This window comes from Helicobacter sp. 23-1046 (assembly GCF_053654635.1).
This window is the reverse complement of sequence record NZ_JBSIUS010000001.1, coordinates 1136946-1160797: the sequence shown is the minus strand read 5'-3', so window position 1 is coordinate 1160797 and position 23852 is coordinate 1136946. Positions and strand designations below refer to the sequence as shown.

Annotated in this window: 19 protein-coding genes, 4 tRNA genes and 1 pseudogene; 13 read left to right on the top strand and 11 right to left on the bottom strand. The window is 40.0% G+C overall.

The window, feature by feature from the left end; translation table 11 throughout:
• Positions 1-2: 2 nt before the first annotated feature.
• Entirely contained in the window at positions 3-3086 is a 3084-nt protein-coding gene (locus ACWIUJ_RS05625) for an acyl-CoA dehydratase activase (protein WP_454169512.1), read from the bottom strand.
• A 255-nt stretch (positions 3087-3341) separates the two neighbouring features.
• Here ACWIUJ_RS05625 and ACWIUJ_RS05620 point away from each other — a divergent pair, with 255 nt between their 5' ends.
• Positions 3342-4076, top strand: coding sequence for a hypothetical protein (locus ACWIUJ_RS05620; RefSeq protein ID WP_454150991.1), 735 nt, complete (start codon positions 3342-3344; stop codon positions 4074-4076).
• A 20-nt stretch (positions 4077-4096) separates the two neighbouring features.
• Positions 4097-5263 (top strand): UDP-4-amino-4,6-dideoxy-N-acetyl-beta-L-altrosamine transaminase, encoded by a 1167-nt coding sequence (pseC, locus tag ACWIUJ_RS05615; protein ID WP_454169511.1) that lies wholly within the window; start codon positions 4097-4099, stop codon positions 5261-5263.
• 41 nt (positions 5264-5304) lie between these two features.
• On the opposite strand, the gene ACWIUJ_RS05610 is transcribed toward pseC, so the two are convergent.
• Together ACWIUJ_RS05610 and ACWIUJ_RS05605 are read right to left on the bottom strand one after the other, a co-directional pair.
• Positions 5305-6045: a hypothetical protein gene (locus ACWIUJ_RS05610; protein WP_454169509.1), complete on the bottom strand. Its 741-nt coding sequence runs from the start codon at positions 6043-6045 to the stop codon at positions 5305-5307.
• A 176-nt stretch (positions 6046-6221) separates the two neighbouring features.
• A complete protein-coding gene (locus tag ACWIUJ_RS05605; protein WP_454169507.1) occupies positions 6222-7028 on the bottom strand; it encodes a hypothetical protein in 807 nt (268 codons plus the stop codon).
• Positions 7029-7133: 105 nt separating this feature from the next.
• On the opposite strand from ACWIUJ_RS05605, the gene glyS reads away from it, so the two are divergent.
• The 6 genes from glyS to ACWIUJ_RS05575 are packed head-to-tail and all read left to right on the top strand — an operon-like array spanning position 7134 to position 13289.
• Positions 7134-9269 (top strand): glycine--tRNA ligase subunit beta, encoded by a 2136-nt coding sequence (gene glyS, locus ACWIUJ_RS05600; protein ID WP_454169505.1) that lies wholly within the window; start codon positions 7134-7136, stop codon positions 9267-9269.
• Positions 9266-10210 carry a 16S rRNA (cytosine(1402)-N(4))-methyltransferase RsmH gene (rsmH, locus tag ACWIUJ_RS05595; RefSeq protein ID WP_454169503.1) on the top strand — a complete coding sequence of 315 codons (945 nt, stop codon included), beginning with the start codon at positions 9266-9268 and terminating at the stop codon, positions 10208-10210. Before glyS ends, rsmH begins: the two co-directional genes overlap by 4 nt.
• Positions 10211-10507 carry a hypothetical protein gene (locus tag ACWIUJ_RS05590; protein WP_454169501.1) on the top strand — a complete coding sequence of 99 codons (297 nt, stop codon included), beginning with the start codon at positions 10211-10213 and terminating at the stop codon, positions 10505-10507.
• Positions 10508-10542: 35 nt separating this feature from the next.
• Positions 10543-11556 carry a phosphoribosylformylglycinamidine cyclo-ligase gene (gene purM, locus ACWIUJ_RS05585; protein ID WP_454169499.1) on the top strand — a complete coding sequence of 338 codons (1014 nt, stop codon included), beginning with the start codon at positions 10543-10545 and terminating at the stop codon, positions 11554-11556.
• Between the two features lie 37 nt (positions 11557-11593).
• A complete protein-coding gene (locus ACWIUJ_RS05580; RefSeq protein ID WP_454169497.1) occupies positions 11594-12454 on the top strand; it encodes an SH3 domain-containing protein in 861 nt (286 codons plus the stop codon).
• 7 nt (positions 12455-12461) lie between these two features.
• A complete protein-coding gene (locus ACWIUJ_RS05575) occupies positions 12462-13289 on the top strand; it encodes a shikimate dehydrogenase (protein ID WP_454169495.1) in 828 nt (275 codons plus the stop codon).
• A gap of 18 nt (positions 13290-13307) precedes the next feature.
• On the opposite strand, the gene modD is transcribed toward ACWIUJ_RS05575, so the two are convergent.
• From modD to ACWIUJ_RS05535, 8 genes are all read right to left on the bottom strand, one after another.
• Positions 13308-14144: a ModD protein gene (gene modD / locus ACWIUJ_RS05570; protein WP_454169493.1), complete on the bottom strand. Its 837-nt coding sequence runs from the start codon at positions 14142-14144 to the stop codon at positions 13308-13310.
• A 6-nt stretch (positions 14145-14150) separates the two neighbouring features.
• Positions 14151-15482: a UDP-N-acetylmuramoyl-L-alanyl-D-glutamate--2,6-diaminopimelate ligase gene (locus ACWIUJ_RS05565; RefSeq protein ID WP_454169491.1), complete on the bottom strand. Its 1332-nt coding sequence runs from the start codon at positions 15480-15482 to the stop codon at positions 14151-14153.
• On the bottom strand, positions 15451-16182 hold the full coding sequence (locus tag ACWIUJ_RS05560) for a hypothetical protein (RefSeq protein WP_454169489.1): 732 nt from the start codon (positions 16180-16182) through the stop codon (positions 15451-15453). Before ACWIUJ_RS05560 ends, ACWIUJ_RS05565 begins: the two co-directional genes overlap by 32 nt.
• Positions 16183-16198: 16 nt before the next feature.
• Positions 16199-16627 (bottom strand): hypothetical protein, encoded by a 429-nt coding sequence (locus tag ACWIUJ_RS05555; RefSeq protein WP_454151015.1) that lies wholly within the window; start codon positions 16625-16627, stop codon positions 16199-16201.
• A 140-nt stretch (positions 16628-16767) separates the two neighbouring features.
• Positions 16768-16844, bottom strand: a tRNA-Arg gene (locus ACWIUJ_RS05550).
• 30 nt (positions 16845-16874) lie between these two features.
• Positions 16875-16951: transfer RNA gene (locus ACWIUJ_RS05545), tRNA-Arg, on the bottom strand.
• A 36-nt stretch (positions 16952-16987) separates the two neighbouring features.
• Positions 16988-17064: transfer RNA gene (locus ACWIUJ_RS05540), tRNA-His, on the bottom strand.
• A 27-nt stretch (positions 17065-17091) separates the two neighbouring features.
• Positions 17092-17169: transfer RNA gene (locus ACWIUJ_RS05535), tRNA-Pro, on the bottom strand.
• 173 nt (positions 17170-17342) lie between these two features.
• On the opposite strand from ACWIUJ_RS05535, the pseudogene thiD reads away from it, so the two are divergent.
• The 5 genes and pseudogenes from thiD to ACWIUJ_RS05510 form a co-directional block, all read left to right on the top strand.
• Positions 17343-18236 (top strand): annotated as a pseudogene (gene thiD / locus ACWIUJ_RS05530) (bifunctional hydroxymethylpyrimidine kinase/phosphomethylpyrimidine kinase); the annotation flags it as partial.
• 164 nt (positions 18237-18400) lie between these two features.
• The gene (locus tag ACWIUJ_RS05525) at positions 18401-19285 is read left to right on the top strand and encodes a hypothetical protein (RefSeq protein ID WP_454169487.1); all 885 of its coding nucleotides are present in this window, start codon (positions 18401-18403) and stop codon (positions 19283-19285) included.
• A gap of 88 nt (positions 19286-19373) precedes the next feature.
• Positions 19374-20777: a flagellar hook-length control protein FliK gene (gene fliK / locus ACWIUJ_RS05520; protein ID WP_454169485.1), complete on the top strand. Its 1404-nt coding sequence runs from the start codon at positions 19374-19376 to the stop codon at positions 20775-20777.
• Between the two features lie 15 nt (positions 20778-20792).
• Positions 20793-21614, top strand: a complete 822-nt coding sequence (gene flgD / locus ACWIUJ_RS05515; RefSeq protein ID WP_454151021.1) for a flagellar hook assembly protein FlgD — start codon at positions 20793-20795, stop codon at positions 21612-21614.
• An 18-nt stretch (positions 21615-21632) separates the two neighbouring features.
• Positions 21633-23846 carry a flagellar hook-basal body complex protein gene (locus tag ACWIUJ_RS05510; protein ID WP_454169483.1) on the top strand — a complete coding sequence of 738 codons (2214 nt, stop codon included), beginning with the start codon at positions 21633-21635 and terminating at the stop codon, positions 23844-23846.
• Positions 23847-23852 lie beyond the last annotated feature (6 nt).

Genomic DNA, 23852 nt, shown 5'->3' with positions numbered 1-23852 from the left:
GTTTAGTTTGTTAATGCGGTCATTTTGCGCATTTCTTGTTGTATATTATTGTAGAAAAGAATGCTTGTGTGCGGACTTTTCTTGCCTGAAATCTTTTCTTCCATAGCACCAAGTAGCGAGCGGATTCTGATTTTGACTGCGCCAAGGTTGCTAATCTCATCAATTTTGATTTGTGTGTAGAATCTACCGCGTGCTTCTAAGATGTCGCGCACTTCATCAGTAGTGATAGAATCTATCCCACAACCAAAGCTCACCAGCTGCACGAGCTCAATATTTTCGTTATGGCAGACAAACTCAGCAGCATTATAAAGTCGTGAATGGTAGCTCCATTGATTGAGGATTTGGAGATTTTGTGCATCGCCTAAGTGTGATATGGAATCTTCACTCAAAACCACCAATCCAAGCGAATTTATGAGCTTGTCAATGCCGTGGTTGATTTCAGGGTCGATGTGATAAGGTCGCCCGCTTAGCACGATAGCTTTAAGGTTATGTTCTCTTATGTGAGCGAGCACGCGCTCACCTTCTTGTTGAATGTCATCAAGCCACGCTTCTCTATATGCGTATGCTCTCTCAAGAGCTTTGGCGTATTCTTTTTTAGACACTTTGAGTTCTTTAACAAAAAAATCAAGAGATTTTTTATAAAACTCATCTTTTTTATGTAAGCCCACATACGGATAGAGGAATCTCACTTCGCGCAATCTATCGACATTTGAGTTTAATAACTCTGGATAGTAAGCTACCACAGGGCAGTTATAGTTATTTGTGCTTGTGTCTTTATGCTTTTCATCAGATTCAAAGTTGTAACTCATACAGGGGTAAAAAATCACCTCCAAACCTTTGTCCATCAAATCTTCAATATGTCCGTGCTGAAGTTTTGCAGGATAGCACACGGTATCGCTTGGGATTGAGTATTGTCCGCGCGCATAAGTCTTGCGGGTAGTCATACTAGAGACGACTACCTCATATCCAAGCTCACTTAGTAGGGTGTGCCAAAATGGCAGATTCTCATACATATTAAGCCCTAGTGGGATTCCAATCTTGCCTTTTGAGCCAAATTTCACTACACTTTGTTCTTTATTGAATCCTTTATAGGCAAATAAATCACGCAATTTCTCAAGTTTGTATTCATACATATTTGGTAAATGCACAATTTTCTTAAAGCCTAGTGGTTTATCACAGCGATTCCCAGAGATGAATTTTTTTGCTCCATAAGTATCACTAAAGCGGTTAATGGTAAGATTGCAGTGATTCCCACAGAGGCTACACACAGTGGCTTTTGCGTGATGATTGAAGTTCTCAAGTGCCTCTTTGGTAATGATTGATGAGCTATCAAGGTTTAGTCCCTTAGCATAAAGTGCTGCACCAAATGCACCCATAAGCCCACTAATTTTAGGGCGAATGACATTGCGCCCAATTTCTTTTTCAAAACTTCGTAGCACAGCGTTGTTGAGGAATGTCCCACCCTGCACGACAATTTGTTTGCCTAAATCATCAGCATCGCGCGCACGGATAACCTTATAAATAGCATTTTTTACCACACTCATTGAAAGTCCCGCGCTAATATCTTCAATGCCTGCGCCTTCTTTTTGTGCTTCTTTAACCGAGCTATTCATAAAGACCGTGCAACGACTTCCAAGCTCCACAGGGTGCTTAGATTCTAACCCAAATTGTGAAAAAGTTTGCACATCATAGCCCATTGACCGTGCGAAAGTTTCGATGAAGCTCCCACAACCACTCGAGCACGCTTCGTTAAGCATTATAGAATCAATCGTAGAATTTTTGATATAAAAGCATTTCATATCCTGCCCGCCAATATCAATAATAAAATCAACCTTTGGATTAAAGTGTTGAGCGGCTTTTAAGTGTGCTATGGTCTCTACAAGTCCAGAATCTAGGTTAAACCCAGCCTTGATAAGCTCCTCACCATATCCTGTAACGGCACTGCCTTTGATAGTGATTTTATCGCCAAAGTGCTCATAAATGTATTGGAGTTGGTGGTGGATAACGCTTGCAGGATTGCCTTGATTGGAATTATAGAATTGATAGAGGATTCTATAAAATTCATCAATAATGACAAGTTTGGTGGTCGTAGAGCCACAATCTATCCCAATGTAGGCGTTAAGTTTTTTGCAATCATTGCGTTTGAATGCCTCATCGATGTCAATTTCATCGACACTCGCGCTTTCGTGCCTTGTGATAAACTCCTCATATTCTTTTTTATTGGCAAAAAGTGGCTCAAGGTATTTGTTGCTTGAGGCGACATTTTTGGATTCTTTGAGTTTTTCTAAAAGCCCATCGCAAGTAAATTCTTTTGAGTTTGCCCTCGCGCAAAGTGCTACGCCGATAGCAACAGAGTATTGCGCATATTCTGGGAAAATGGCGTGCTCATCATCAAGTTTGAGCGTTTCTTGGAATCGCTTTTGTAATCCCTTATAAAAGAATAGCGGTCCGCCCAAAAACATCACTTTTCCCTTGATTTTACGCCCTTGTGCTAGTCCGCTCACGGTTTGATCGACTACGGCTTGGAAAATGCTTGCCGTAATGTCTTCTTTATTCACGCCTTGATTGAGCAGTGGCTGGACATCAGTTTTAGCAAACACACCGCAACGACTTGCCACAGGATAAATTTTGTTGTGTTGTAAGGAGATTTCATCAAAAGTTTTTGCATCAATGGCAAGCAGGGTTACCATTTGGTCGATGAATGCACCTGTGCCGCCAGCACAAGAGCCATTCATTCGCTCCTCTGTCCCACCGCTTAGAAATAAAATTTTGGCATCTTCGCCACCTAGCTCGATAACCACATCAGTATCAGGTTCTAAGAATTTGATTGCCTCTGCGGTCGCAAAGACTTCTTGAGCGAAGTCAATGCCCACAGCCTTACAGATTCCAAAGCCAGCAGAACCAGAGATAGACACCTTAAAGCTCCTATCTCCAATAAGCGGGCGCAAGCCCTCCACAATCTCAATGCTTTTTTCACGCACTTTGGAATAGTGTCGTTCATATTGCCTGTAAATGATATTATCATCTTCCATTAGCGCGATTTTTGCGGTCGTGCTACCAATGTCAATGCCTAAAGTCAAACCCATATAAATCTCCTTAAGTAAGTTTAAAGATTCCCTGCTTGCCCGCATTTTGGGCTATTTGTGAGAATCTCGTTTAAAGAATCTAAAGGCGTAAAAAATACGCACTACTTTAGCGAGTTTTTTTCAATATGTTGGTAAAAAATTGCATTTTATCTGCATTTTATTGTCGAATTTTACAAAGTTTCACTTTGTTACGAATTTGGCTTAAATTTTGCTTATTGCAACCATAAAAGACTTAAGGAATTTAAGGAGAATCTTATGACTATCACGCCAACCACAAATACTCCAGCAACAGGAAGTAATGCCGCGCCAAACAATCCAAAAGTAAAACTTGGCAATGAGTCAGGGACTCAAGCCACACAGCCACCCACACTTAAATCGCTCATACAAAAGCCCACCACTTCTGCCACAGATGATATAAAAGATTCTCACTCTCCATTTGCCTCAGAGCCTATAAAGTCCGCAAATGCAAGTATTGGAAAACTTCAAACACTCAAAAAATCCCTTGATTCTATTGACTCTCACGCACAAAAAGCTCAAAAGGTGTATGACAACCAAAAAAAACTAGGCGAAATCCGCGCTAAGGTAGATAATATCATTGATGAATCAAAATTTGAGGGAAGCAAGGTTTTTGGCGTGGATATTAAAGATTCTAAAGGAAGTGTGGTTTTAAAGGCAATTAAACTTGATACTTCGCTATTAGAGGGAGATAAACGCGAAATAGAAGTGTTTAATTATGAGGTTAAAGAAATTAAAAAGCAAATCAAACCAGCCATAGATAGACTTTCTATTGATATAAACAACAACCTTAATGCCCAAGAAGAAAATGCAACCAAAGATGTCAAAAGTCAAGGTCTGCTTAAAAACCTCGACAAAGAACCTAAAGAAGAAGGCAAAATCGCTAAGTTTTTTAGAAATATGAGTAATTACTTGCGAAGCTCACATAATCCTAATAGACTTGATAGCGAGCGCGTTTCAAAGCTCCTTTCTTAAAAACTTACAAGATTCCTTAGATGAAAGTGTATCCTTATAGCACACAACTTATAGAATCTGATGATAGAGAAAGCGTTTGTCGTGCGCTAAAAAGCTCGCATTTAACGCAGGGAGAGATTACAAAAAGATTTGAAGATGCCCTCGCACAATTTGTGGGCGCAAGATATGCGCTTGTGCTAAACTCCGCCACCTCCGCACTTTATGCGACTTTTTTCGCGCTGAAAGCCAAATATTGGGCGCGAGATTCTCATATTTATGCTATTACTACGCCCATAACCTTTGTAGCGACAAGTAATATGATGCTTCAAAATGGTATTACACCGATATTTGCTAATATTAAAGAAAATGGCAATATCGACTCACAAAGCATTAAAGAAATTTTACAATCCCACCCCAAAAAAGATATGATTAAGATGATTGTAAGTGTGGATTATGGCGGGCAAAGTGTGGATTGCGATGAGATAGCCTGCATTGCCAAAGAACATAATCTTATTTGGGTCTCTGATAGTTCGCACTCTTTTGGCGGGAGTTATAAGGGGCGCAAGATTGGCGGGATTGCCGATGTGAGTATTTTTAGCTTCCACGCGATTAAGCCTATTACCACTGCTGAGGGTGGAGCGATTATGACAAATGATGAGGAAATTTATGCGTTCGCAAGCAAGATTCTTAATCACGGCGTTATAAAAGGTGAGGCGTGGGAGTATGACTGCACTCATAGTGGATTTAACTTTCGTCTAAGTGAGATTGGCGCGGCTCTAGGATTATCACAACTCACAAAGATACAATCTTTCCTCTCTAGGCGTGGAGAAATTGCAAAATTTTATGATGAAGTCTTTGCTAACAATGAGTTTTTTGACACAATGGCGCGAGATTCTCATATAATGAGCTCTCATCATCTCTATCCTATTTTTTTGCGCCCCGATTTAGCACAGAGAAAAAAAGAGATTTTTGCTTCATTGCATAAAAATGGAATGCTCGTGCAAGTGCATTATCGCCCAATTTGCCAGTTTAGTTTATATAAGCAACTTTGCCAAAAAGATTTCTTAGTGAGTAAGGAGGTGCGTGAATGTGCGGATAGATTCTACAATGCAGAGCTTTCAATCCCTTGTGCGCAAAGTATGAGTATGCAAGATGCAAAGATTGTAAGCGAAGTGATTATGGAGGTGTTTAAATCTGTGGCAAGTTGAGCCTTAAAGAGTCAATGAAGATATTTTTATTGACTCTTTCTTTATTTTTGCGTTTGGTCTATGAGTTCGTATTGTGTAGCAAGAGGAGAGAGCTCATTCCCATAGAGGGCTTCGCACACGCCTTTAGATTCAAATTGCCCGATGAGTAAAACCCCCTCTCTTTTGGTGATGAGAATCTTACAAAGTGTATTTTGCGCATAGATAATGTGAGCTTGCGTGCTACTAAGGGGTTTTAGATAAAACTCTGCACTAGAAGTTTGTTGATTGGGGGCTTGTCCTATTTCTATCACAAATCGCAAAGTCGTTGTATCTCGCTTCTCAATGCGAAATTTTGTGTCTTTTTGTGTAGCTGTGGCAGTGTTGATATTTTCCCAATCTTTGCTAAATCGTGCTCCATCAATATACGCGCACGATGTTTGCTCCACTAAGTAATGCCCTTCTTGTGTTTTTTTGGAGTTTTTGATTTTTTTGTTTTGTGTGAGGATATTAGAATCTGGCGTAATGCTATATGTTATAAGTGGGTTTGTTGTATCTGTGAAAATTATGGCTTGTGTGTCATTTTGTGCCGTTTGATTTTGTATGCGTGCGTAGATGGCTTTTTGCTCAGCTTTGTCAAAGAGATACAAGCACTCCATAGATTGTGAATCTTGCTGGCAGAGGACAGGGAGCTTGACATACCATTTTTGGCTTTCATAGCATTTTGGTATCTCTTCTTGTCCGTGCAAGAAAACTATAAGAGACATCAGCCAAACAACCACTACACTACATCGCATATTTTTCATTCTCATTCCTTGCATTACTTTAAGTAAGAATGCCAAAATTTGGTTGAGCTATGGAGTTGTGTAATTGTGAGGCAATGCCCAAAAACTCCACAGCCTAAGATACATTAGTGTAAATATCGGCGAAATTACTTACTTATAGTAAATAGATTTGAAAGAATAGCAGTTATTTTTGTGGTTTATTCATTAAGGAGGTAGAATTTGCTTGTATAGGCGTTTGTATTGTGTGCTTTGCTTGTGGTTTGTGTGCTTTTTGTTATTGTTTGTCTTTGTGTAACGGGTTTTGAGAGTGTGTTGGATTGATGTGTCATTATGGGTTGTTTTTTGTTTGTTGGTTGTGTTTGTGTTGCTGGTGTAGCGACTTTATGTGTCAATGGTGTAGAATCTCCACCAAGTGAGGCAATGGCAATATCATTTTTTGCTTTTTTTGCAAGGCTTGAAGAGATTTTTGGGATATAGTTTTGGAGGAGTTGGACGCGTTTTTTTACATCTTGGTAATACTCATTTGCCATTTTGTTGCGTTGGGTGTCTTTTTCCCAGCTAAAACCTTTGTTGTAAGATTTTATGATTTTTTGCCAATCACCCTCGCGCACTTTATGCCAATACAAGAGCTCCTCAAGAGCAAGTTTTGAGGCATAATCATCATCGCGCATAAGTAATTCAGCGACCATATTACGCATAAAAGAGCTATCTTCTTCGTTGTGTTTTTTGATTACGCCCGGTATGTAGGCGTGATAAATGCCAGCTGATGGGTCGCTTAAATTTATGCGATATTCCCCTGCGCAAGATTCTTTCCACGCGATAGCTGCCATTGTGTAGCCATAGCCACTTTTTACCCCGTAATTAAAGGCTTTAATAATGATTGCTTTTTGTTTTTGATTAAATTCATCGGGTGAGACACACTTACCCCTAATTTTGTCAAGTGGCAACGCGTTTGCAAAACACACAATAAGCGTGATGAGTGCTATCCATTTCAGTCTTTGCATTTTTATCCTTATGAAATTGGCGTTGTATTTAGCGATTTAGCTTTGCATTTTTCATCTTTGCGTGCTAGAATTACGCCTTATACATTTTAATTTTGGGAGATAGTTTTGAGCACCACCACACTTTTAATTGAGATTCTAACCCAAGAACTTCCTGCTATTCCGTTTCTTAAGGAATTTCCCAATATCAAATCCAAATGGCGTGAATCGCTAAAACACTATCATATCCACGATGATGAGGAAGTAAGCATTTTTTATACCCCTCGCCGAATTGTGATTTTTTCACCAAAATTCCCACTAAAAAGCAAAGAGCGCGTTATAGAATCTTTTGGTCCTCCTGTGAGTATCGCATATCAAAATGGTGTGTTAAGCAAGGCTGGTATTGCCTTTTGCGCAAAAAATGGCATAGAGGCAGATTCTAAAGAATTACAAAGAGCGAGTAAAGATGGAAAAGAGGTGTTGTATTACAAGCAAAATATCGCGGGAGTAGATTGTGCGGATTTGCTACAAGAAGTTTTTAGCGCATTTGTGAAGTCTTTGCATTTTGGTAAAAGTATGCGCTGGGGGAATCTAAGCGATGAATTTATCCGCCCTGTGCAAAATATCTGTGCTTTTTTGGGCGATAGGATACTAGATTTAGAGGTTTTTGGTGTTAAATCTATCCCACAAACCTTTGGACATCGCGATATGGATATGAAACCAACCAAAGTAAAAGACATACCTGCATATTTTGAGACGCTTAAAAGACACAAAGTTATCCTTAACCAAGAGGAGAGAAAGGCAATTATCCTCTCGCAAATCAAAAATATACAATCTGCGCATAATGTTGTGGTCGAACTAGATTGCGAGTTGCTTAGTGAGGTTGTAGCAATCACGGAGTATCCTACTTGCATTTTAGGAAAGTTTGATGAGCAGTTTTTGTCCTTGCCAAGCGAGGTCATCATCACTTCTATGAAAGAGAATCAGCGGTATTTTGCTATCTATAAAGAAAACACACTTTATAACGGCTTTATTGTGGTTTGTAATTCTACGAGCGATGATACCTCACTTATTGTGGCTGGGAATGAAAAAGTGCTTCGTGCGCGATTGTGCGATGCGGCATTTTTTTATGAAAATGACTTAAAAAAGGGGTTGGATTCCACACATTTGCGCGATATTTTGTTTGTGCAAGGGCTCGGGACACTTGCTGATAAAATTGCGCGTGAGGAAATTATCGCTAAATTTTTATGCCAAAAATATGCCAAACATTTTAGGAATGATGAGTTTGTAGGGAAAAATAACAAAGATATACAATCCCTGCTTTTAGAGAGTATCGATTTAGCAAAAGCGGATTTGCTAAGTGAAATGGTGGGCGAGTTCCCTGAATTGCAAGGAATTATGGGGGGATATTATGCGCGTGCATTGGGCAAAGATGAGCGTATCGTGCGTGCAATACAAGAGCAGTATTTGCCAAATGGTGAAGATGATGAGCTCCCATCGAATCTTTTAAGCGCGATTGTGAGTCTATCAAATAAGATTGATAGTATTTTAGCCCTCTTTAGCATTAAGAAGATTCCAAGTGGCTCAAAAGACCCTTATGCCCTACGCAGAGCGGCAAATGGTATCATTAAAATTGTGCAAAAATTTGGTTTGCATTTTGATATACACACAGATTTGACACAGATTTATGAGCAGGTGGGCTATGCTAAGGGCGATATGCAGGCAATACAATCCTTTTTCTTAGAGCGATTAGAGAGCACACTCAAAGTCAATCCGTCTATTTTTAGTGCCGTTATTGCTGGACTAAATAGTGAATCTAAATCACAGCGAGACATTGTGCGCATACGACAAAACGCGCTTTGTCTTATCCAAGTGCTTGAGCAAGGTAGCAATAAAGCAACGCTTCTTAGCACATTTAAGCGTGTGGCAAACATTTGCAAGCAATCGGGCATAAGTGATGTAAAAAATATCCATATCACGCCATCGCTTTTTACTTCCACACACGAGCAAGTCCTATACGATGAAATTTGCAAGATTAAGCAACGCTTTGCAGATTTGCATAATGCCACAGATTTTGTGCAAGATTCTGTGATTGTGGAGTTTATCCAAGCCCTCTTTGGATTAGAGCAGTCTTTATCGCAATTTTTTGACAATGTGCTTGTCAATGACAAAGACGCTACAATCAAGCAAAATCGTGAGAATCTCATTTTGTGTATTTATGCGGAATTCTTGCGTGTAGGTGATATGAGCAAGATTAGTTTATGAAGCTAGCCCATATTCCTATCTTAAAAGATACGCTTGTAGATTCGCTAAAATCTCATAGCAACGGCATTATTGTTGATTGCACTTTGGGCTTTGGCGGGCATAGTTTGGCACTTTTAGAGACATATAAGCAATGCAAGATTGTTGGCATTGATAGAGATGAGATCGCGCTCAATCTTGCCAAAACGCGATTTGAGCAAGCTGGACTAAGCGATAGAATGGAATTTTTTCATAGTGATTTTGGCAGTGCGCTTAGTGGGTTATCAAAAGAGCAATTACACCAAGTGCGCGCTATCATCGCTGATATTGGTGTGAGTTCAATGCAGCTTGATGATAAAGTGCGTGGGTTTAGTTTTGAATCAAGCAACTTAGATATGCGAATGGATACAAGGCAGGCTAAAAATGCCAATAGCGTGATAAATACATATAGTGCGTATGAATTAGAGCGCGTATTTAGGGATTATGGTGAAATTAGAGAATCTAGAAAACTTACAAACGCTCTTATGCAGGCAAGGCCGATTACAAGCGGAGTAGAGCTGTGTGAGATTGTGGGGAAAGTTTTGCCTCGCACAAATTCATTGCACCCAGCCACAAGGGTGTTTCAAGCAATTAGAATCGAAGTTAATGGCGAGTTGGCGCAATTACAAAGCCTTTTAGATTCTCTTAAACAACTTGCGCGTTCTAGTGATTTAGCAGATGTGCGTGTGTGTGTTATAAGTTTTCATTCACTCGAAGATAGGATTATTAAAAATGCTTTTAGAGATTTTTCTTTGCATTGTATTTGCCCTGCAAATGCAATGAAATGTGAGTGTGGCGGGAATAATGCACTTGGTAACATCATAACCAAAAAACCTCTCTTGCCAAATGAGAAAGAAATTCAGTATAATCCGCGTGCAAGAAGTGCTAAAATGCGTATATTTGATATTCAAAAGAAAGGAAAATAAATGCCAAGCGATGCCACACAATCTCATAATAAACAAGATTCTATCAATACACAACATAATTTGCACGCACGCCACAAACTCCCCTTTGCATATCTTTTAAGTGCTCTGCGAATATTTTTTATTGCCCTTGTGCTTTTTTGCCCCAAAGTGTATTTAGCCAATAACATTTATTATATCAGCAAGGAGATTGCTAACTTGCAAGTGAGTCGGGATATTTTAGAAGAGCAAAACAAGCAATTAAAGAGAGAGCGAGAGGATATTGAGTTTGCCTTTAGGGTGCTTAATGTTACAAATTAGTGCTACAATACACACTTTAGCGTGAAGGATATAGAATGAAAAAAGCTACCTACAAAGAAAGTGGGGTTAATATTGATGAGGGGAATGCCCTTGTAGATGGCATTAAACCTATTGCTAAAAGCACTTCTAATAGCAATGTTATCGGCGGGATAGGCTCATTTGCTGGCGCGTATGCTTTGCCTAGCGGATATAAAGAGCCAATTTTATTTGGCGCAACTGATGGTGTGGGGACAAAACTTCGCCTTGCTATTGATAGTGGGAAACTTGATAGCATTGGAATTGACTTGGTCGCGATGTGTGTGAATGATTTGATTTGTAATTTTGCCACGCCACTTTTTTTCCTTGATTATTATGCCACAGGCAAACTTAATAAAAAAAGCGCGTTAGAAGTCATTAGCGGGATTGCAACGGGGTGTAAAATGGCGCAGTGCGCACTTATTGGTGGAGAGAGTGCCGAAATGCCATCAATGTATCAGGGCAAGGACTTTGACTTGGCTGGCTTTGCTGTGGGGGTAGCAGAAAAAGGGGAGTTACAACATAATCCAAAAGTGGCAAGTGGCGATGTGATAATCGCGCTTGCTTCAAGTGGATTGCACTCAAATGGATATTCTTTAGCGCGAAAAGTGATTTTTGAGAATCTTCAAATGCACTTTGACACACCATTTGAAGGTCGCACGATTGGAGAGATTCTCCTTGAGCCTACAAAGATTTATGTCCCAATTTTTCACTCCCTGCGCACTAAAATCAAAGCCCTAGCACATATAACGGGCGGTGGCATTATAGAGAATCTTCCGCGTGTGCTAGATTCAGAGCTTTGTGCAAAAATTAACAAAACAGCGTTGTTAAAATTAACACAAAAATTACCGATTTTTGCATTGCTACAATCTCAGGTTGAGGAGCAAGAGGCACTGCGCGTGTTTAATATGGGTGTTGGAATGGTGCTTATTGTCGATAAAAAACACGCAGATGAGGTAATTACCAAAAGCGGTGGTTATGAAATTGGTGAAGTTATACAAAAAAGTGGTAAAATTCAGGTAAAATTTAGCTAAAATAACAAAAAAAAAAAAACGATATGGAGAGAAACCATTGAGATTTAAATTACTAAGAATCTACTTTATCCCAATTTTAATTATTATTGTGGCGATGGGTGTGTATTTCTTTGTATTTCTTGGTATCAAAAATGATATATTGCCAAAGACACAGCGGTTGCACCACGATAATTTACAACAGACGCAAGACCCTATGGATTCCTTGCTTGCTTTTTTAGGGATTAAGCGTGGTTCTAGCACGCAATCACCTCCAAATCAAGAATCTCCCATTGCCTCTACTCCTACTAGCACTCCTAATCCCCAAGAGCCACAAGAGATTGCTAGAGAGCTTGCTCAAGCAGAAACTCCTAAGCCCATTGAGCCCACTCAAGCAGTTGAGCAGCCTTTTGGTGTTAGCGAATCTAGCAACCAAACTAAGCAAAATGATGAACAAAAACAACAAGAATCTACGGAATATGTATATGCGTCTGTGCAAGTGCCAACGGCTATGGTGCGCTCTGCTCCAAGCACACAAAGCCCACCTATCACGGCTTTAAGTTCGGGCAAGAGGATAGAGGTAGCCTCCTTTGATGATGAGTGGTTTAAGATAAAAGAGCCTATTGGTGGCTACATTGCTAAGCGTTTAGTGAGGGTGGCTGAGAGTGGAGCACAGCAAGCACAAGCAACTCCAGCACAACCTACACAAGGGACAGAAATCTCTAGTGATTCTAATGTTTATGAAGTGCTGGCTAATAGGGTGAATGTCCGCTCCGCTCCAAACACAGATGCACCTATCATAGCGTCTCTTTCGTTAGGACAGACGGTGAGAGTGAGTGCTCTTAGTGATGGTTGGGCTACTATTATACTTGATAGCGGGAGAAAGGCTTATATCGTATCTCGAGCTATCAGAAAAATTTAAGAAACTTATGCGGCAGTTTTGCGTCTTTGGTAATCCAATAGCACATTCAAAATCCCCTCTTTTACATAATGCGACATTTAGATTTTATGGTATAGATGCTTTTTATGGACGCGTTTTGTTGCCATTGGCGTTTGCAAGTGATAAGGTTTTAGAATCTAAGAGCAAAGATTGTTTGTATGCGAGTTTTTTAGAGCTTGGTTTAAGTGGGGCAAATATCACGGTGCCATTTAAGCAAAGTGCATTTTTGCAAGCTGATGAGGTGCGTGGCATTGGGCAAGAGATTGGCGCAATCAATACTTGGGTGCTTGAAAACAATGCAGTGATAGGGTATAACACCGATGCGCAAGGCTTTTTTATGTGTTTGCAGGATTGGTCGGCTAAAATTTCAAATGCACTTATTTTAGGGGCTGGTGGCTCTGCAAAGGCGGTAGCATTTGCATTAAGGCAAAATGGCATTACACCAACGATTTATAATCGTTCTTCTGCGCGTTTGGAGGAATTTTTGCAAAATGGCTTTGCGTGTGTAGAATTCACACAACTCAAAAATTGTCAAAACTCCTTTGATATAATCATAAACACCACGCCAGCAGGGCTAAACGATGAGAATCTCCCGTTAGATTCCGCGCTTTTGACCTCGCTTTTTGCTCGTGCGCGTTTTGCTTTTGATTTGATTTATGGGGTAAGGACACCATTTTTGCGCACAGCGCAAGATTTGGGGTTAGCAGTCCAAGATGGTAAAAATATGCTTATCAATCAAGCTGCACTAAGTTTTGAGCTATGGAGTGGAGGGGCAATCAACGCACAGCAAGCTCTTGCCGTAATGCAACGATATTAAGATTCTAAGCAAGATGCGTTAATCTTTGTGAAATTGTGCTTTGACATCACAGATTGGAGCACGATACATAGCAGTGCTCACTATCATATCTACTCCACTGCTTGCAAACTCCTCCACATTTTTGATATGTATCCCTCCCGTAGCGGAGAGTAAAATGTGTGGAAAGCGCGTCTTTATCTCTTTGACGACACGGCTTAACTCTTTGGCACTTAATCGCTCGCATTGCAAAATATCTGCGCCCAAAAGCGCAAACTCCTGTGCTTCTTTAAGTGTTTCAACTTCAACGATAATTTTGTGCTCTTTGAAAGTATTTTTTAGTCGTTTAAAATCATTTTGAATATTTTTGCAAAGCAAACGATGCTCTTTAAAAAGTAAGATACTGTCGCTTAATCCCAATCTATGTGGCAATCCACCACCGCTTACTAAAGCCTTTAATAAAAGTTTTTTAGCAAAAGGCATTGTTTTTCGTGTGCCAAGCAGGGCGATATGTGGATTTTTTCCCCTTGCTAGACTAAGCATTTTGTGCGTATAGGTGGCTACTGAGCTTGCGTGTTCTAAGATATTTTGCAATGTCTTTTGCACGCTCAATAATCTTTGTGCATTGCCCCACAAGGTGAGAAATACCTCTTTTGGTGCGATGTAATCCCCATTGGTTGCGTGAGTTATGTATTGCAGATTCTCAAGCTGGGCTAGCCTTTTGCACTCATCGATACCACAAAGGATAATTTCCTCATTTTTAGGGAAAAACTCCAAGCGCGCATCGCCACTAATGTTTAACCCAAAGCTCGTATTATCAAGGTATGGCACATCTTGATGTAATAAATCACGCAACTCTTCATCACTAAAGTAAAGCATTGCTATTTATTCTTGTTGGTTTGTTTGTGAAGTGCGTTTAAGAATCTCGCGGATAATTTCTCTATCATCAAAAGGAATTTTTTTCTCACCGATAATTTGATAGGTTTCATCGCCTTTGCCAAGCACAAGCAACACTTCATCGCTGGCTAAATCACGCAGGGCAAGCTCTATGGCTTTTTGTCGGTTTGATTCTATAATGGTCTTGCTGCGCTCGCTAATACCCTCTAAAATCATAGCGATAATGGAATCTGGGTTTTCATTGCGTGGATTATCGCTTGTGAGATAGATTCTTTGTGCGTATTGCTGTGCTACTGCGCCCATTTTCGCGCGCTTGCTCATATCTCTATCTCCTCCTGCGCCAAAGAGCACTACAATTTTATGGTGCATAAAGGCTTCAAAAATCTGCTTCATTCCATCGTGAGTATGCGCGAAATCAACGATTACAAGAGGATTTTGACTAATGATTTCCATTCTTCCGCTTACCCCACCGAAATGTTTTAGCTTTTCACAAATTTCATCAAGAGTGGCATTGGTGAGAATCTTGCACGCGCTTACGGCACAAAGGAGATTGTAGAGATTATATTTGCCATAGAGATTTGAGTGTATTGTGGATTCTTGGGGTTGTGGCGTTGTGGGTGTGCTTTCATTCCACGCAATATGCGCGCAAATGCCATATTTAAGGCTATATGCACGGACATTCATATTAGCTGGAGATTCTATGCCGTAGCTAAGGACATTTTGTTGATTATATGTGGCTTGCTTTTCATCGGCATTGATGAGTTTTAGCGTATCATTAGCAAAAAAGCTATTTTTCACGCGCACATATTCCTCCACATTGCCGTGGAAGTCCAAATGGTCGCTTGTTATGTTAGTGAGAATCTTTAAGGCAAAATCCACGCCCGCAATGCGCTCTTGTGCGATGGCGTGCGAACTTACTTCCATTATGAAGTAATCACAATCTTGTGCGCGCTCAAAATTCTCATATAGCTCAAGCACAGGTGGTGTAGTAAGCCCTTTTGGCTTAATTTCCTCGCCATTTATAAAAAATCCTCGTGTGCCAAGCAATGCCACCTTATAACCCAAATCAAGCAAGATAGAGTAAATACACGCCGCGGTGGTGGTTTTGCCATTTGTCCCTGTGATACCTACAATATGCTTTGGCAAGGCAAAAATTTCGGGCAAATCCTTTGCCTCAATAAATGGGGATTGTATATTGTCGCAATATTTGGCATTTTGCGCTGTTTTGACAAAGAGCGTTTGAGAATCTGCACACCGATTGTCATCAGTGATTGCGCTAAAATCGTGGTTATGGTAGCTTAGTTTTTTTGTTAGGCGCATACGAAATTGCCTTTTTGATGATTTTTTCAATTTCTGCGTCATAATCTTGCGCCTCTAGGCTATAAGCGTATTCAAGTCCAATTTCAGCAAAGCCATTATCAATAAGCTGATGTAAGAAATGATAAAAATCCTTTTTTTTGGTAAAAATCAACTTGCTACTAAACATAATATCTTCAAATGCCTCTTTAAAGCTCCCGCGAGTGCTCACGGCTTCCAAAAAATCACCATATAAAACGCCATCTAAACTTTGCGTTTTTTTGCTATCAGTGTTTTTGAAATTGTTTGAAAGCACTAAAGTCGCCTCGTCCATTGATTGAATAATTTTTAGAATCTGTTTTTGTGATTTGAGCCTAGAAGTCCCTGAAGAGAGCAAATGCTGGTAAAACTCATAGGTCGTATGCGCGCTATCTGGATAATCTTTAGCGTGTTCTGTGAGGAAAAGCCCTATTTTTGCTTCTTTGTTTTGTGGAGCGAGCAAAAATGCCCGCTCAAAATAATTATATGCCCGTCCATAATTTTTATGTCTAAAGAGTTTAAAGCCATCTTTGAGTAATTTATTGACTTGTTGGCGCAAGCTAATGGTTGTGAGTGCTTTAGTCTGTGGGCTTTGTGCTATTTTGTCATCAATGTGTTTGGGCGAAGATGTTTCTCCTATGTTTTGTGTGGTTTGTTGTGAATATTGCCCGCTTTTTTTTTGCATTTTTGTCCTTTAGATTCTATATTCGTTTGCTTTTCATATCGCGGTTATCAAGTCCGCGTGTAAGCACCTTATTAAGCTCAGAAAGCATATGAGGATTCGCAGCTTTTAAATCTTCATCTACTTTTAAAATAAGCTCTGGGGTTACATTTTGATGAATGATAAGCGCAAAGAAAAACGCCTTTTTCTTGTAATCAGAAAGCTCCAAATCATCGTAATGTTTGAAAAAATCATCTACAGCTTGGCTTAATTCTACAATAGAGCTTTTTTGATTATCCAACACACGCATAATCTCATTCATCATTGATGTTGGGGTTGGTGGTTCTGGCTCTGGGGGAGGAGGCTTGGGGGTTGGACCAAAGGCATAAAATAACGCCACTACGGCAAATAAGACCGTCGCAAAAAAACTTACTAAAATAAAAACTGCCTGTGGTGAAAAAGTATCCATACTATATAAAATCCTCTACTTTAAGATTACAACTTAGCGATTATAGCTAAAAATCGTCAAAATTTTCGCAGTATTTTTCGCTTTTCTTTAGGTTTATGGGATTTTAAGGGGCTTAAAGAGTAACCAAATACAATAATAAGTGGCGCGCCCAAGAGGATTCGAACCTCTGACCTACGGCTTAGAAGGCCGTTGCTCTATCCAGCTGAGCTATAGGCGCAAGTTTTGCATTTGTGCTTTTGAAGTTAAGTGGTGCGCTCGGAGGGAGTCGAACCCCCAACCCTCAGATCCGAAGTCTGATGCTCTATCCAATTGAGCTACGAACGCCACTAAATTGCCAATGTTTGCTTATAAATTATGTAATGGGGTGGGTGATGGGGTTCGAACCCACGACCCTCAGTGCCACAAACTGATGCTCTAACCAACTGAGCTACACCCACCATCAACAATATAAGAATCTCCATAAGTGGTCGGGGCGAAAGGATTCGAACCTTCGACCCCTTGGTCCCAAACCAAGTGCGCTAACCAGACTGCGCTACGCCCCGACAAAAATAAAAGCACTGATTATAACGCGCTTTGCATTAAAAAAGACTTAAAAATGCAAAAAAAATTAAAACTTGTGTTAGAATCGCGCTTTTTGAGAATCTATGGATATTTGGAACACAACATTAAGACTTTAGATTCTTAAAAATGTTAAAAATTTAGACAAAGGCATACAATGCAGGCGAAAACAACAAAAGCCACACCTATACTTACCATAGCGGGGAGTGATTGTAGTGGTGGAGCTGGATTACAAGCGGATTTAAAGACTTTTAGCGCGCACGGATTATTTGGTATGAGCGTGGTATTAAGCGTGGTGGCTGAAAACACTGCTCGTGTAATTTCGAGCTTTGATGTGCCACGACAATACATTGATGAGCAGTTTGAGGCGATTTTTGAGGACATTCCACCAAAGGCTATAAAAATTGGAATGCTTGGCTCTAAGGAAATCATACAATGCGTCAAAGAGAATTTAGAGCGATATGCGCCTAAAAACTGCGTTATTGACCCTGTGATGTTTGCTAAAAATGGATTCGCGCTAATGCCTAGCGAGATTTGTGAATTTTATGGACAAACAATGCTGAGATTTGCTGATGTGCTTACACCAAATATCCCTGAAGCACAGGCACTTTGTGGCTTTGCGATACAAAATCTCGATGATATGAAGCGCGCCGCATTTGCTCTGCATAAAAAAGGCGCGAAATCCGTCTTGTTAAAAGGCGGGCATTATAATGATAGTGGCATAAACCATAAAAGTAGCGATATGAATGGAGAGATTAGCTCTATTAAGACGCATACTATCGCACTTACATTGGAATCAAGTAATACACAATCCACCACACAAGGAAATCTAAGTGTGCGTAGCGATGATGTGTTTTTTGATGGGAGGGAGTTTTTTATCCTGCCTTGTGAGAGAATAGAAACAAAAAACACACACGGCACGGGTTGCACGCTATCTAGCGCGATTGCTAGCAATTTAGCACTTGGCAACAGCGTGTTAGATTCTATCAAGCAAGCAAAAGAGTATGTGTTTAATGCGATTTTACATTCTCTCGCGCTTGGTAAAGGAAATGGACCAACAAATCATTTTCATAAAAAGTTACAACCCCCATATATTGTGTAAAATCTCATCAGCCATTGTTTTGTCGCTATTGTAGCGTGTGGGTGCTATGATTTATTAGGAATGTTTTTTGCTTCAAGCCTCTCAACTTAAGTTCAAAGAATATGAGGTGCAAAATGGTAGAAGAAATCACACAATCACAAAATATCGTTCCATTTGAGGTTGGCAAAAAACCTAACACAAAAAGCCAAGACAGCAATTTTAGTAATTTTTTAAAAGAAACACAAAATGAATTTAGCGCGAAAGAATCAAATATCAAAGGAGCGCAGGAGAGCACCTCTAAAGAACACACTTCAAAAGAAATCCACGCCAAAAATGCCGATAAAAAAGAAGAAGCAAGCAAAAGCACTTTAGCCAAAGGCGATGAAAGCAAAGGGACAAAGAACGCTAAAGGTGAGGAGCTAGAGCAAAAAGGAGTGAAAAAAACTACCCAAAAAGCCAACGCAAAAGACGATGGCGATGAAGTGGTAATTGAAGATTCTCTCTCCTCTCATAAATTAGCAAGTGCGAAAAATGTCAATCAAAATATGGCGACTTCAGTGCTTTCTCAAGCCCTAAATCAACAAAAAGACGCTTCACAAAGTCCAGCACAAAAAGCAAACGAGGATACTAAAGATACCGCGTCAAAAGATTCTAAAGATTTGGGTGCTACAAAGGGAAATCTCGCAAATACACAAAGTCCAAAAACACTCCAAGATGTGAGAAATCTCGCACAACTTAATGGATTAAACCCTACAAAAGTCGAGGCACTCCAAGATGAAGCAAGCACGCCAATAGTGCAATCAAAAGCAAAAGAATCAAGTGAAGATGTAATCCCAGAATCTGCCAAATATAAAGTCCAATACAAGCTAGACAATGGCGAATATGTGGCAGTTATCCATCGTGGCACACAAAAGCCTCAAAATATTACGACTAAAATTTCAAGCATTTATGAAAGCATAAAAACTGAAGAATCTATGCCAACGCTAAGTTCGTTATTTGGCTTAAAGGATTTACCCTAACGCCACTAATGAAGTCTCAAAAGTAACGCTAAGCAATCATCACATCACGCTAGGTGGTGATGAGGTAGATTCTAAAATAATAGATGAGATGCTTTCTAAGCACTTTGTCGCTTTGGAATCTAAGAGCGATTCCAAAGTGCTTGGGCAAAAGGCTACACGCACAAAAAATGCCAAAGCCAAGCCCACTGCCAATAATCAAATTCAAGCACAAAAGCACACACAACAAGAGGCAAACGCTATTGCACTTCCTCAAAAGACTCTCACAGCCAAGCAATTAGCACAGCTTCAAAACTCTAAACAAACAGCCACTATGCAATCTAGTGAATTAGGTGAGCTCCCTGATTTGGCGCATTTGTTGCAAGATGATTCTAAGCCAAAGCTAAAAAACACACGCACTAAAGCAAAAAAAGCAATCCAAAAACAAGAAGATACGAACGCACCAAAAAATGCCAAAACCAAGTCGAATGCAAACACAAAAGCACGCCAATCTAAGCAAACACACGAGAATCTAAAGATTTCCACAGAGACTACAAAGACGCTTATAAATAATGAAATCAACGAATCTAGCACACAAGATTCTCTCAAAGAGCATTTCCAAGAGCACATTATAGAGCAACTTGCAGAATCCACAAACGAGCAGGCACAAACCATTCAAAATACGCACAAAGGGGCACAATCTCGCATTACGCGCGATGTTGCCAATATTCCCAAAGAGAGTAGGATTGAAAATGAACAAAAAGGCGCGCAATGGCTTGCAGGCAATGCCAAAGATTCTAAACAACAAGGTGGTGATTCTTCTAAACAAAACTCTAAAGATTCCCAAAGCACACTGCAAGTAATCAAAAATGAAGCCCAAGTGCATATACAAGAGGACTTTCAAAATGATTTATTAGAGAGTTTGGAGCAGGGCACGCAGGCTATGGAGGAATTTGAGCTTGGCAAACAAAAGGCATTGCACAACGCACAAAAATCTTCTAGCACACAAAACGAAAAAGCCACAGAATCTAAGCAAACACAACAAACTAATTTAGGTGTAAAGGCAAGCCAAGAAGCCCAAGTTTCTCAGCGCACAACGCTTGCTAGAGAAACCATAAAAACCTTTGCCCAGCAAATACGCGATGAAGTAAAAAACTACAAACCACCAATCACGCGTATTTTATTGGAGCTTCATCCGCAGAATCTAGGCAAAGTCGAGCTTACTATTTCAAAACGCGGTAAGGATTTGGTGCTTCAAGTGCTCTCTAATCAAAACGCTATTACACTTTTTTCACAAAATCAAGTGGAGTTACGCACAAATTTAAACCAAATGGGATTTGAAAATGTTGATATGAATTTTAACACCCCACAAGATGGGCAAGGAGAGCAAAATGCTAAGCAAGATTCCCAATCACAAGAGTTCGCACAAAGTGCTGATACAAGTGAAGAAGAAAATCAAGGGAATAAAAATAGCTTGAGTAGCGTAATGGAGATTACTATCCCACGATATGCGTAAGTAAAAGGAGTTAGAATGGCAGTTGATTTAGGCGAAATAACAGGAGTGAATGCTCGAAACGAGAAAAACAAACAAAATCCAAGAAATATCAATGAGCTTGATAATCAGGCGTTTATGCGACTTTTTTTGGAGCAACTCAAAAACCAAGACCCAACTGCGCCAATGGAAGTGGATAAAATCATCACTCAGACCGCCCAGCTCACTCAAGTCGAAATGCAAGAACAAAACAAACAAACAATGCTAGAAATGGCAAAGGCAATGGAAGCGACAAAAGAGACCAACCAAGAGTTAAAAGAATTTCAAGCTAAAATGAAAGAATCTTTAGAAGGACTTACAGATGGGATAAAGACAAACGCAGAATCCACTCAATCTATGGCTTGGTTAAACGCGCTTAATTCTGTGGCGATGATTGGCAAAATTGCCGAGACTGATGTATTTGGCGTGAAGTTAGATTCTGGTGATAGTGTGAGATTTCAAATATTTTTTGATGAAAAAATTGATTCACAAAAAGGCAATCCAAATGTTTATATTTATAGCCAAGAAAACGAACTTATCCGCACTTTGCCGTTGCGTAATTATGATGGCAAAAGTGGATATTTAGAGTTTGTTTGGGACGGGCTAGGTGATAATGGCAAGCAAGCTCCAACAGGGAGCTACAATGTAAGAGCCGAATATAACTACGACCAAGCAACAAGCCAATATCACGGAGCGAGAGTTGGCAGAGGCGAAGTGCAAAGCATTATCTTTGATAAGGGCAAGCCAATGATGAGAATGGGCGATATGATTTTGCCACTTCAAAGTGCGATTGAGTTTTATGAACGACAAAGCACACTTTAAATTTTAAAGGAATCTATGATGAACTCTACGCTTATCAACGCATCAAGTGGCATTAGGACACATCAGTTTGGGTTGGATTCTCTGGCAAATAACATTGCCAATGTCAATACCACAGGTTATCGAGAGAATGTGCCACAATTTGAGAGTCTTTTTGCCGCGCCAATGGAAACACTTAATTCCACTTCGCCTGTGAGCAATGACTTCAACTACGGCACAACAAAAGCAAGCAATGCTATTTCGACAAGAAGTGGAAGTTATAGAAATACTGATGGCGATTTTGATGTCGCATATTCTGGTAAGGGGTGGCTTGTCGTAGGAGAGAATAAGAATGGCGAATTTACTATTACTGATGATGGATATGAAAGCAAGCAAAAAACTTATTTCACTAGAGATGGTGGGTTTATGCGTGATGGCGAGGGATACATTGTCAATGCGCGTGGATACTATATGTATGGTGTGAATCTAGGCAAGATAGAAAATGAAATATTTACTACTTCTCAAGGTTCTGATGAAGACTTTGTAAAACTTGGCACGGGCACGCTTACTCCTATCCAAATCCCACAGAATCTGTATTTTCGCCCTGTGGTTACTACAAGGGTAGATTTAGCACTAAATATCAATAAAAGCGCGCATTCAGTCAATGTAACCAAAGTGTATATGGATTCTGATGAAAAGTTTGATGAAGAGGCTTTTATGAATGCGGATATTAACAGCCTAAGCATAGAGGGCGACCCGCTTAATGCAAGCGTGTATGATACCATTAAGGTAAGTATAAAGACAAATGGGCGCAATGAAGATTATGTGTTTGCCTATGGTAAGGACTTTCGCAGCTTTAAAGAACTTCAAGAAGCTTTATTGCAAAAGAGCGGACTTGGCATTGATATTGAGCGATTGCCTGATGGTAGTGTCGGTCCAAAAGTCGCAATGAAAGTCTTTAACGCTACTTTTTCTACGCGCAGTGTAACCATTAGCGGGAGTTTAGCAGATAAACTTCATATCTCTGGGCGCAATGACAACTTTAAAAGTGGCATTGATAGAGAATACAGCCCAAACAAAGTGTATCAAAATGGCGATATTTTGAATCTAGATGGTGTGGCTGTGCGCTATATAGGAGAAGAGGGCAATTCTAATCCATTTGAAGATACTGCGAATTGGGAGATTATGGACACAAGTGCTTTAGGCGAATGGAAGCAAAATACAAGCTATAAAGTCGATGAAATGGTAAATTACGAGGGCAGAGTGTATCGCAAAATAGAATCTAGTGGCAATTCTCGCCCAAATGAGGGTGGTTGGGAAGAAGTCGCTCAATCAACAATGAACTTACCACAAACTTATGAGGATGGCAGGGAGTATAATCCAAAAGATATTGTTTTACATCAAGGGAATTTATTCCAAAAGCTCACACAAGGTAGCGCGGGCAACCCTCGAGTAGATTCTGTGGGTTGGAGAATGTTGCACCAAGATATTTTTGAGAGTGCGTATTTAGAGACACCTACTTATCAAACCAATGTGGAAATTTTTGATGAAGGGGGGAGAAAGTTTTTACTCCAAAGTCATTATTATTTGCTGAGCTCTTTAGATAAAGAATCTCAAGAGTCAAAAAATGAGCTTTGGGAGGTTCGCACGCGTATTTTTGATAAAGATGGACTTATCCCACTAGGCGAACAAATCACACATAAATTAGAATTTGATGAGGCAGGGAATGCGATTGCAGAGCCTATTTCTGTGCCTTTTGATAGTGGCGAGATAGCGTATAATATCGCAAATACACAGAATCTAAAAACCACAAATCGTCCCTATCAGGAATCTAGCATTTTGCAAACCGAGCAAGACGGCAAGAATGACGGACATTTAGCAAATTTGCGTATTGATAAAGATGGGCTTATATTTCTCTCATTTACTAATGGTGTAACCGAAGTTATGGGGCGTGTAGGGGTTTCAGCCTTTGTCAATGACCAAGGGCTTAAAAAAGTGGGAAATAATCTCTTTGAAATGACAGAGATTACCAATGGAGAAGACGCGCATATCGCAAGTGGGAAACCATTGCTTGGTTGGGATGGGCAAAATTTGCGCTTTGGCACCGTTATGTATAAAAAGCTAGAGACAAGCAATGTCAATGTGGGCGAGGCACTCACAGATTTGATTGTTATGCAGCGCGGATATTCGATGAATGCTAGAGCTTTTACCACAGGTGATGAGCTTATCAAAGAGGCACTTAACCTCAAACGCTAGAATCTG

Bases quoted from the DNA above. Each gene is read 5' to 3' on its own strand.
- ACWIUJ_RS05625 (WP_454169512.1), bottom strand. From the start codon at position 3,086: ATGGGTTTGACTTTAGGCATTGACATTGGTAGCACGACCGCAAAAATC.
- ACWIUJ_RS05620 (WP_454150991.1), top strand. From the start codon at position 3,342: ATGACTATCACGCCAACCACAAATACTCCAGCAACAGGAAGTAATGCC.
- pseC (WP_454169511.1), top strand. From the start codon at position 4,097: ATGAAAGTGTATCCTTATAGCACACAACTTATAGAATCTGATGATAGA.
- ACWIUJ_RS05610 (WP_454169509.1), bottom strand. From the start codon at position 6,045: ATGAAAAATATGCGATGTAGTGTAGTGGTTGTTTGGCTGATGTCTCTT.
- ACWIUJ_RS05605 (WP_454169507.1), bottom strand. From the start codon at position 7,028: ATGCAAAGACTGAAATGGATAGCACTCATCACGCTTATTGTGTGTTTT.
- rsmH (WP_454169503.1), top strand. From the start codon at position 9,266: ATGAAGCTAGCCCATATTCCTATCTTAAAAGATACGCTTGTAGATTCG.
- ACWIUJ_RS05590 (WP_454169501.1), top strand. From the start codon at position 10,211: ATGCCAAGCGATGCCACACAATCTCATAATAAACAAGATTCTATCAAT.
- purM (WP_454169499.1), top strand. From the start codon at position 10,543: ATGAAAAAAGCTACCTACAAAGAAAGTGGGGTTAATATTGATGAGGGG.
- ACWIUJ_RS05575 (WP_454169495.1), top strand. From the start codon at position 12,462: ATGCGGCAGTTTTGCGTCTTTGGTAATCCAATAGCACATTCAAAATCC.
- modD (WP_454169493.1), bottom strand. From the start codon at position 14,144: ATGCTTTACTTTAGTGATGAAGAGTTGCGTGATTTATTACATCAAGAT.
- ACWIUJ_RS05565 (WP_454169491.1), bottom strand. From the start codon at position 15,482: ATGCGCCTAACAAAAAAACTAAGCTACCATAACCACGATTTTAGCGCA.
- ACWIUJ_RS05560 (WP_454169489.1), bottom strand. From the start codon at position 16,182: ATGCAAAAAAAAAGCGGGCAATATTCACAACAAACCACACAAAACATA.
- ACWIUJ_RS05555 (WP_454151015.1), bottom strand. From the start codon at position 16,627: ATGGATACTTTTTCACCACAGGCAGTTTTTATTTTAGTAAGTTTTTTT.
- ACWIUJ_RS05525 (WP_454169487.1), top strand. From the start codon at position 18,401: ATGGTAGAAGAAATCACACAATCACAAAATATCGTTCCATTTGAGGTT.
- fliK (WP_454169485.1), top strand. From the start codon at position 19,374: ATGCTTTCTAAGCACTTTGTCGCTTTGGAATCTAAGAGCGATTCCAAA.
- flgD (WP_454151021.1), top strand. From the start codon at position 20,793: ATGGCAGTTGATTTAGGCGAAATAACAGGAGTGAATGCTCGAAACGAG.
- ACWIUJ_RS05510 (WP_454169483.1), top strand. From the start codon at position 21,633: ATGAACTCTACGCTTATCAACGCATCAAGTGGCATTAGGACACATCAG.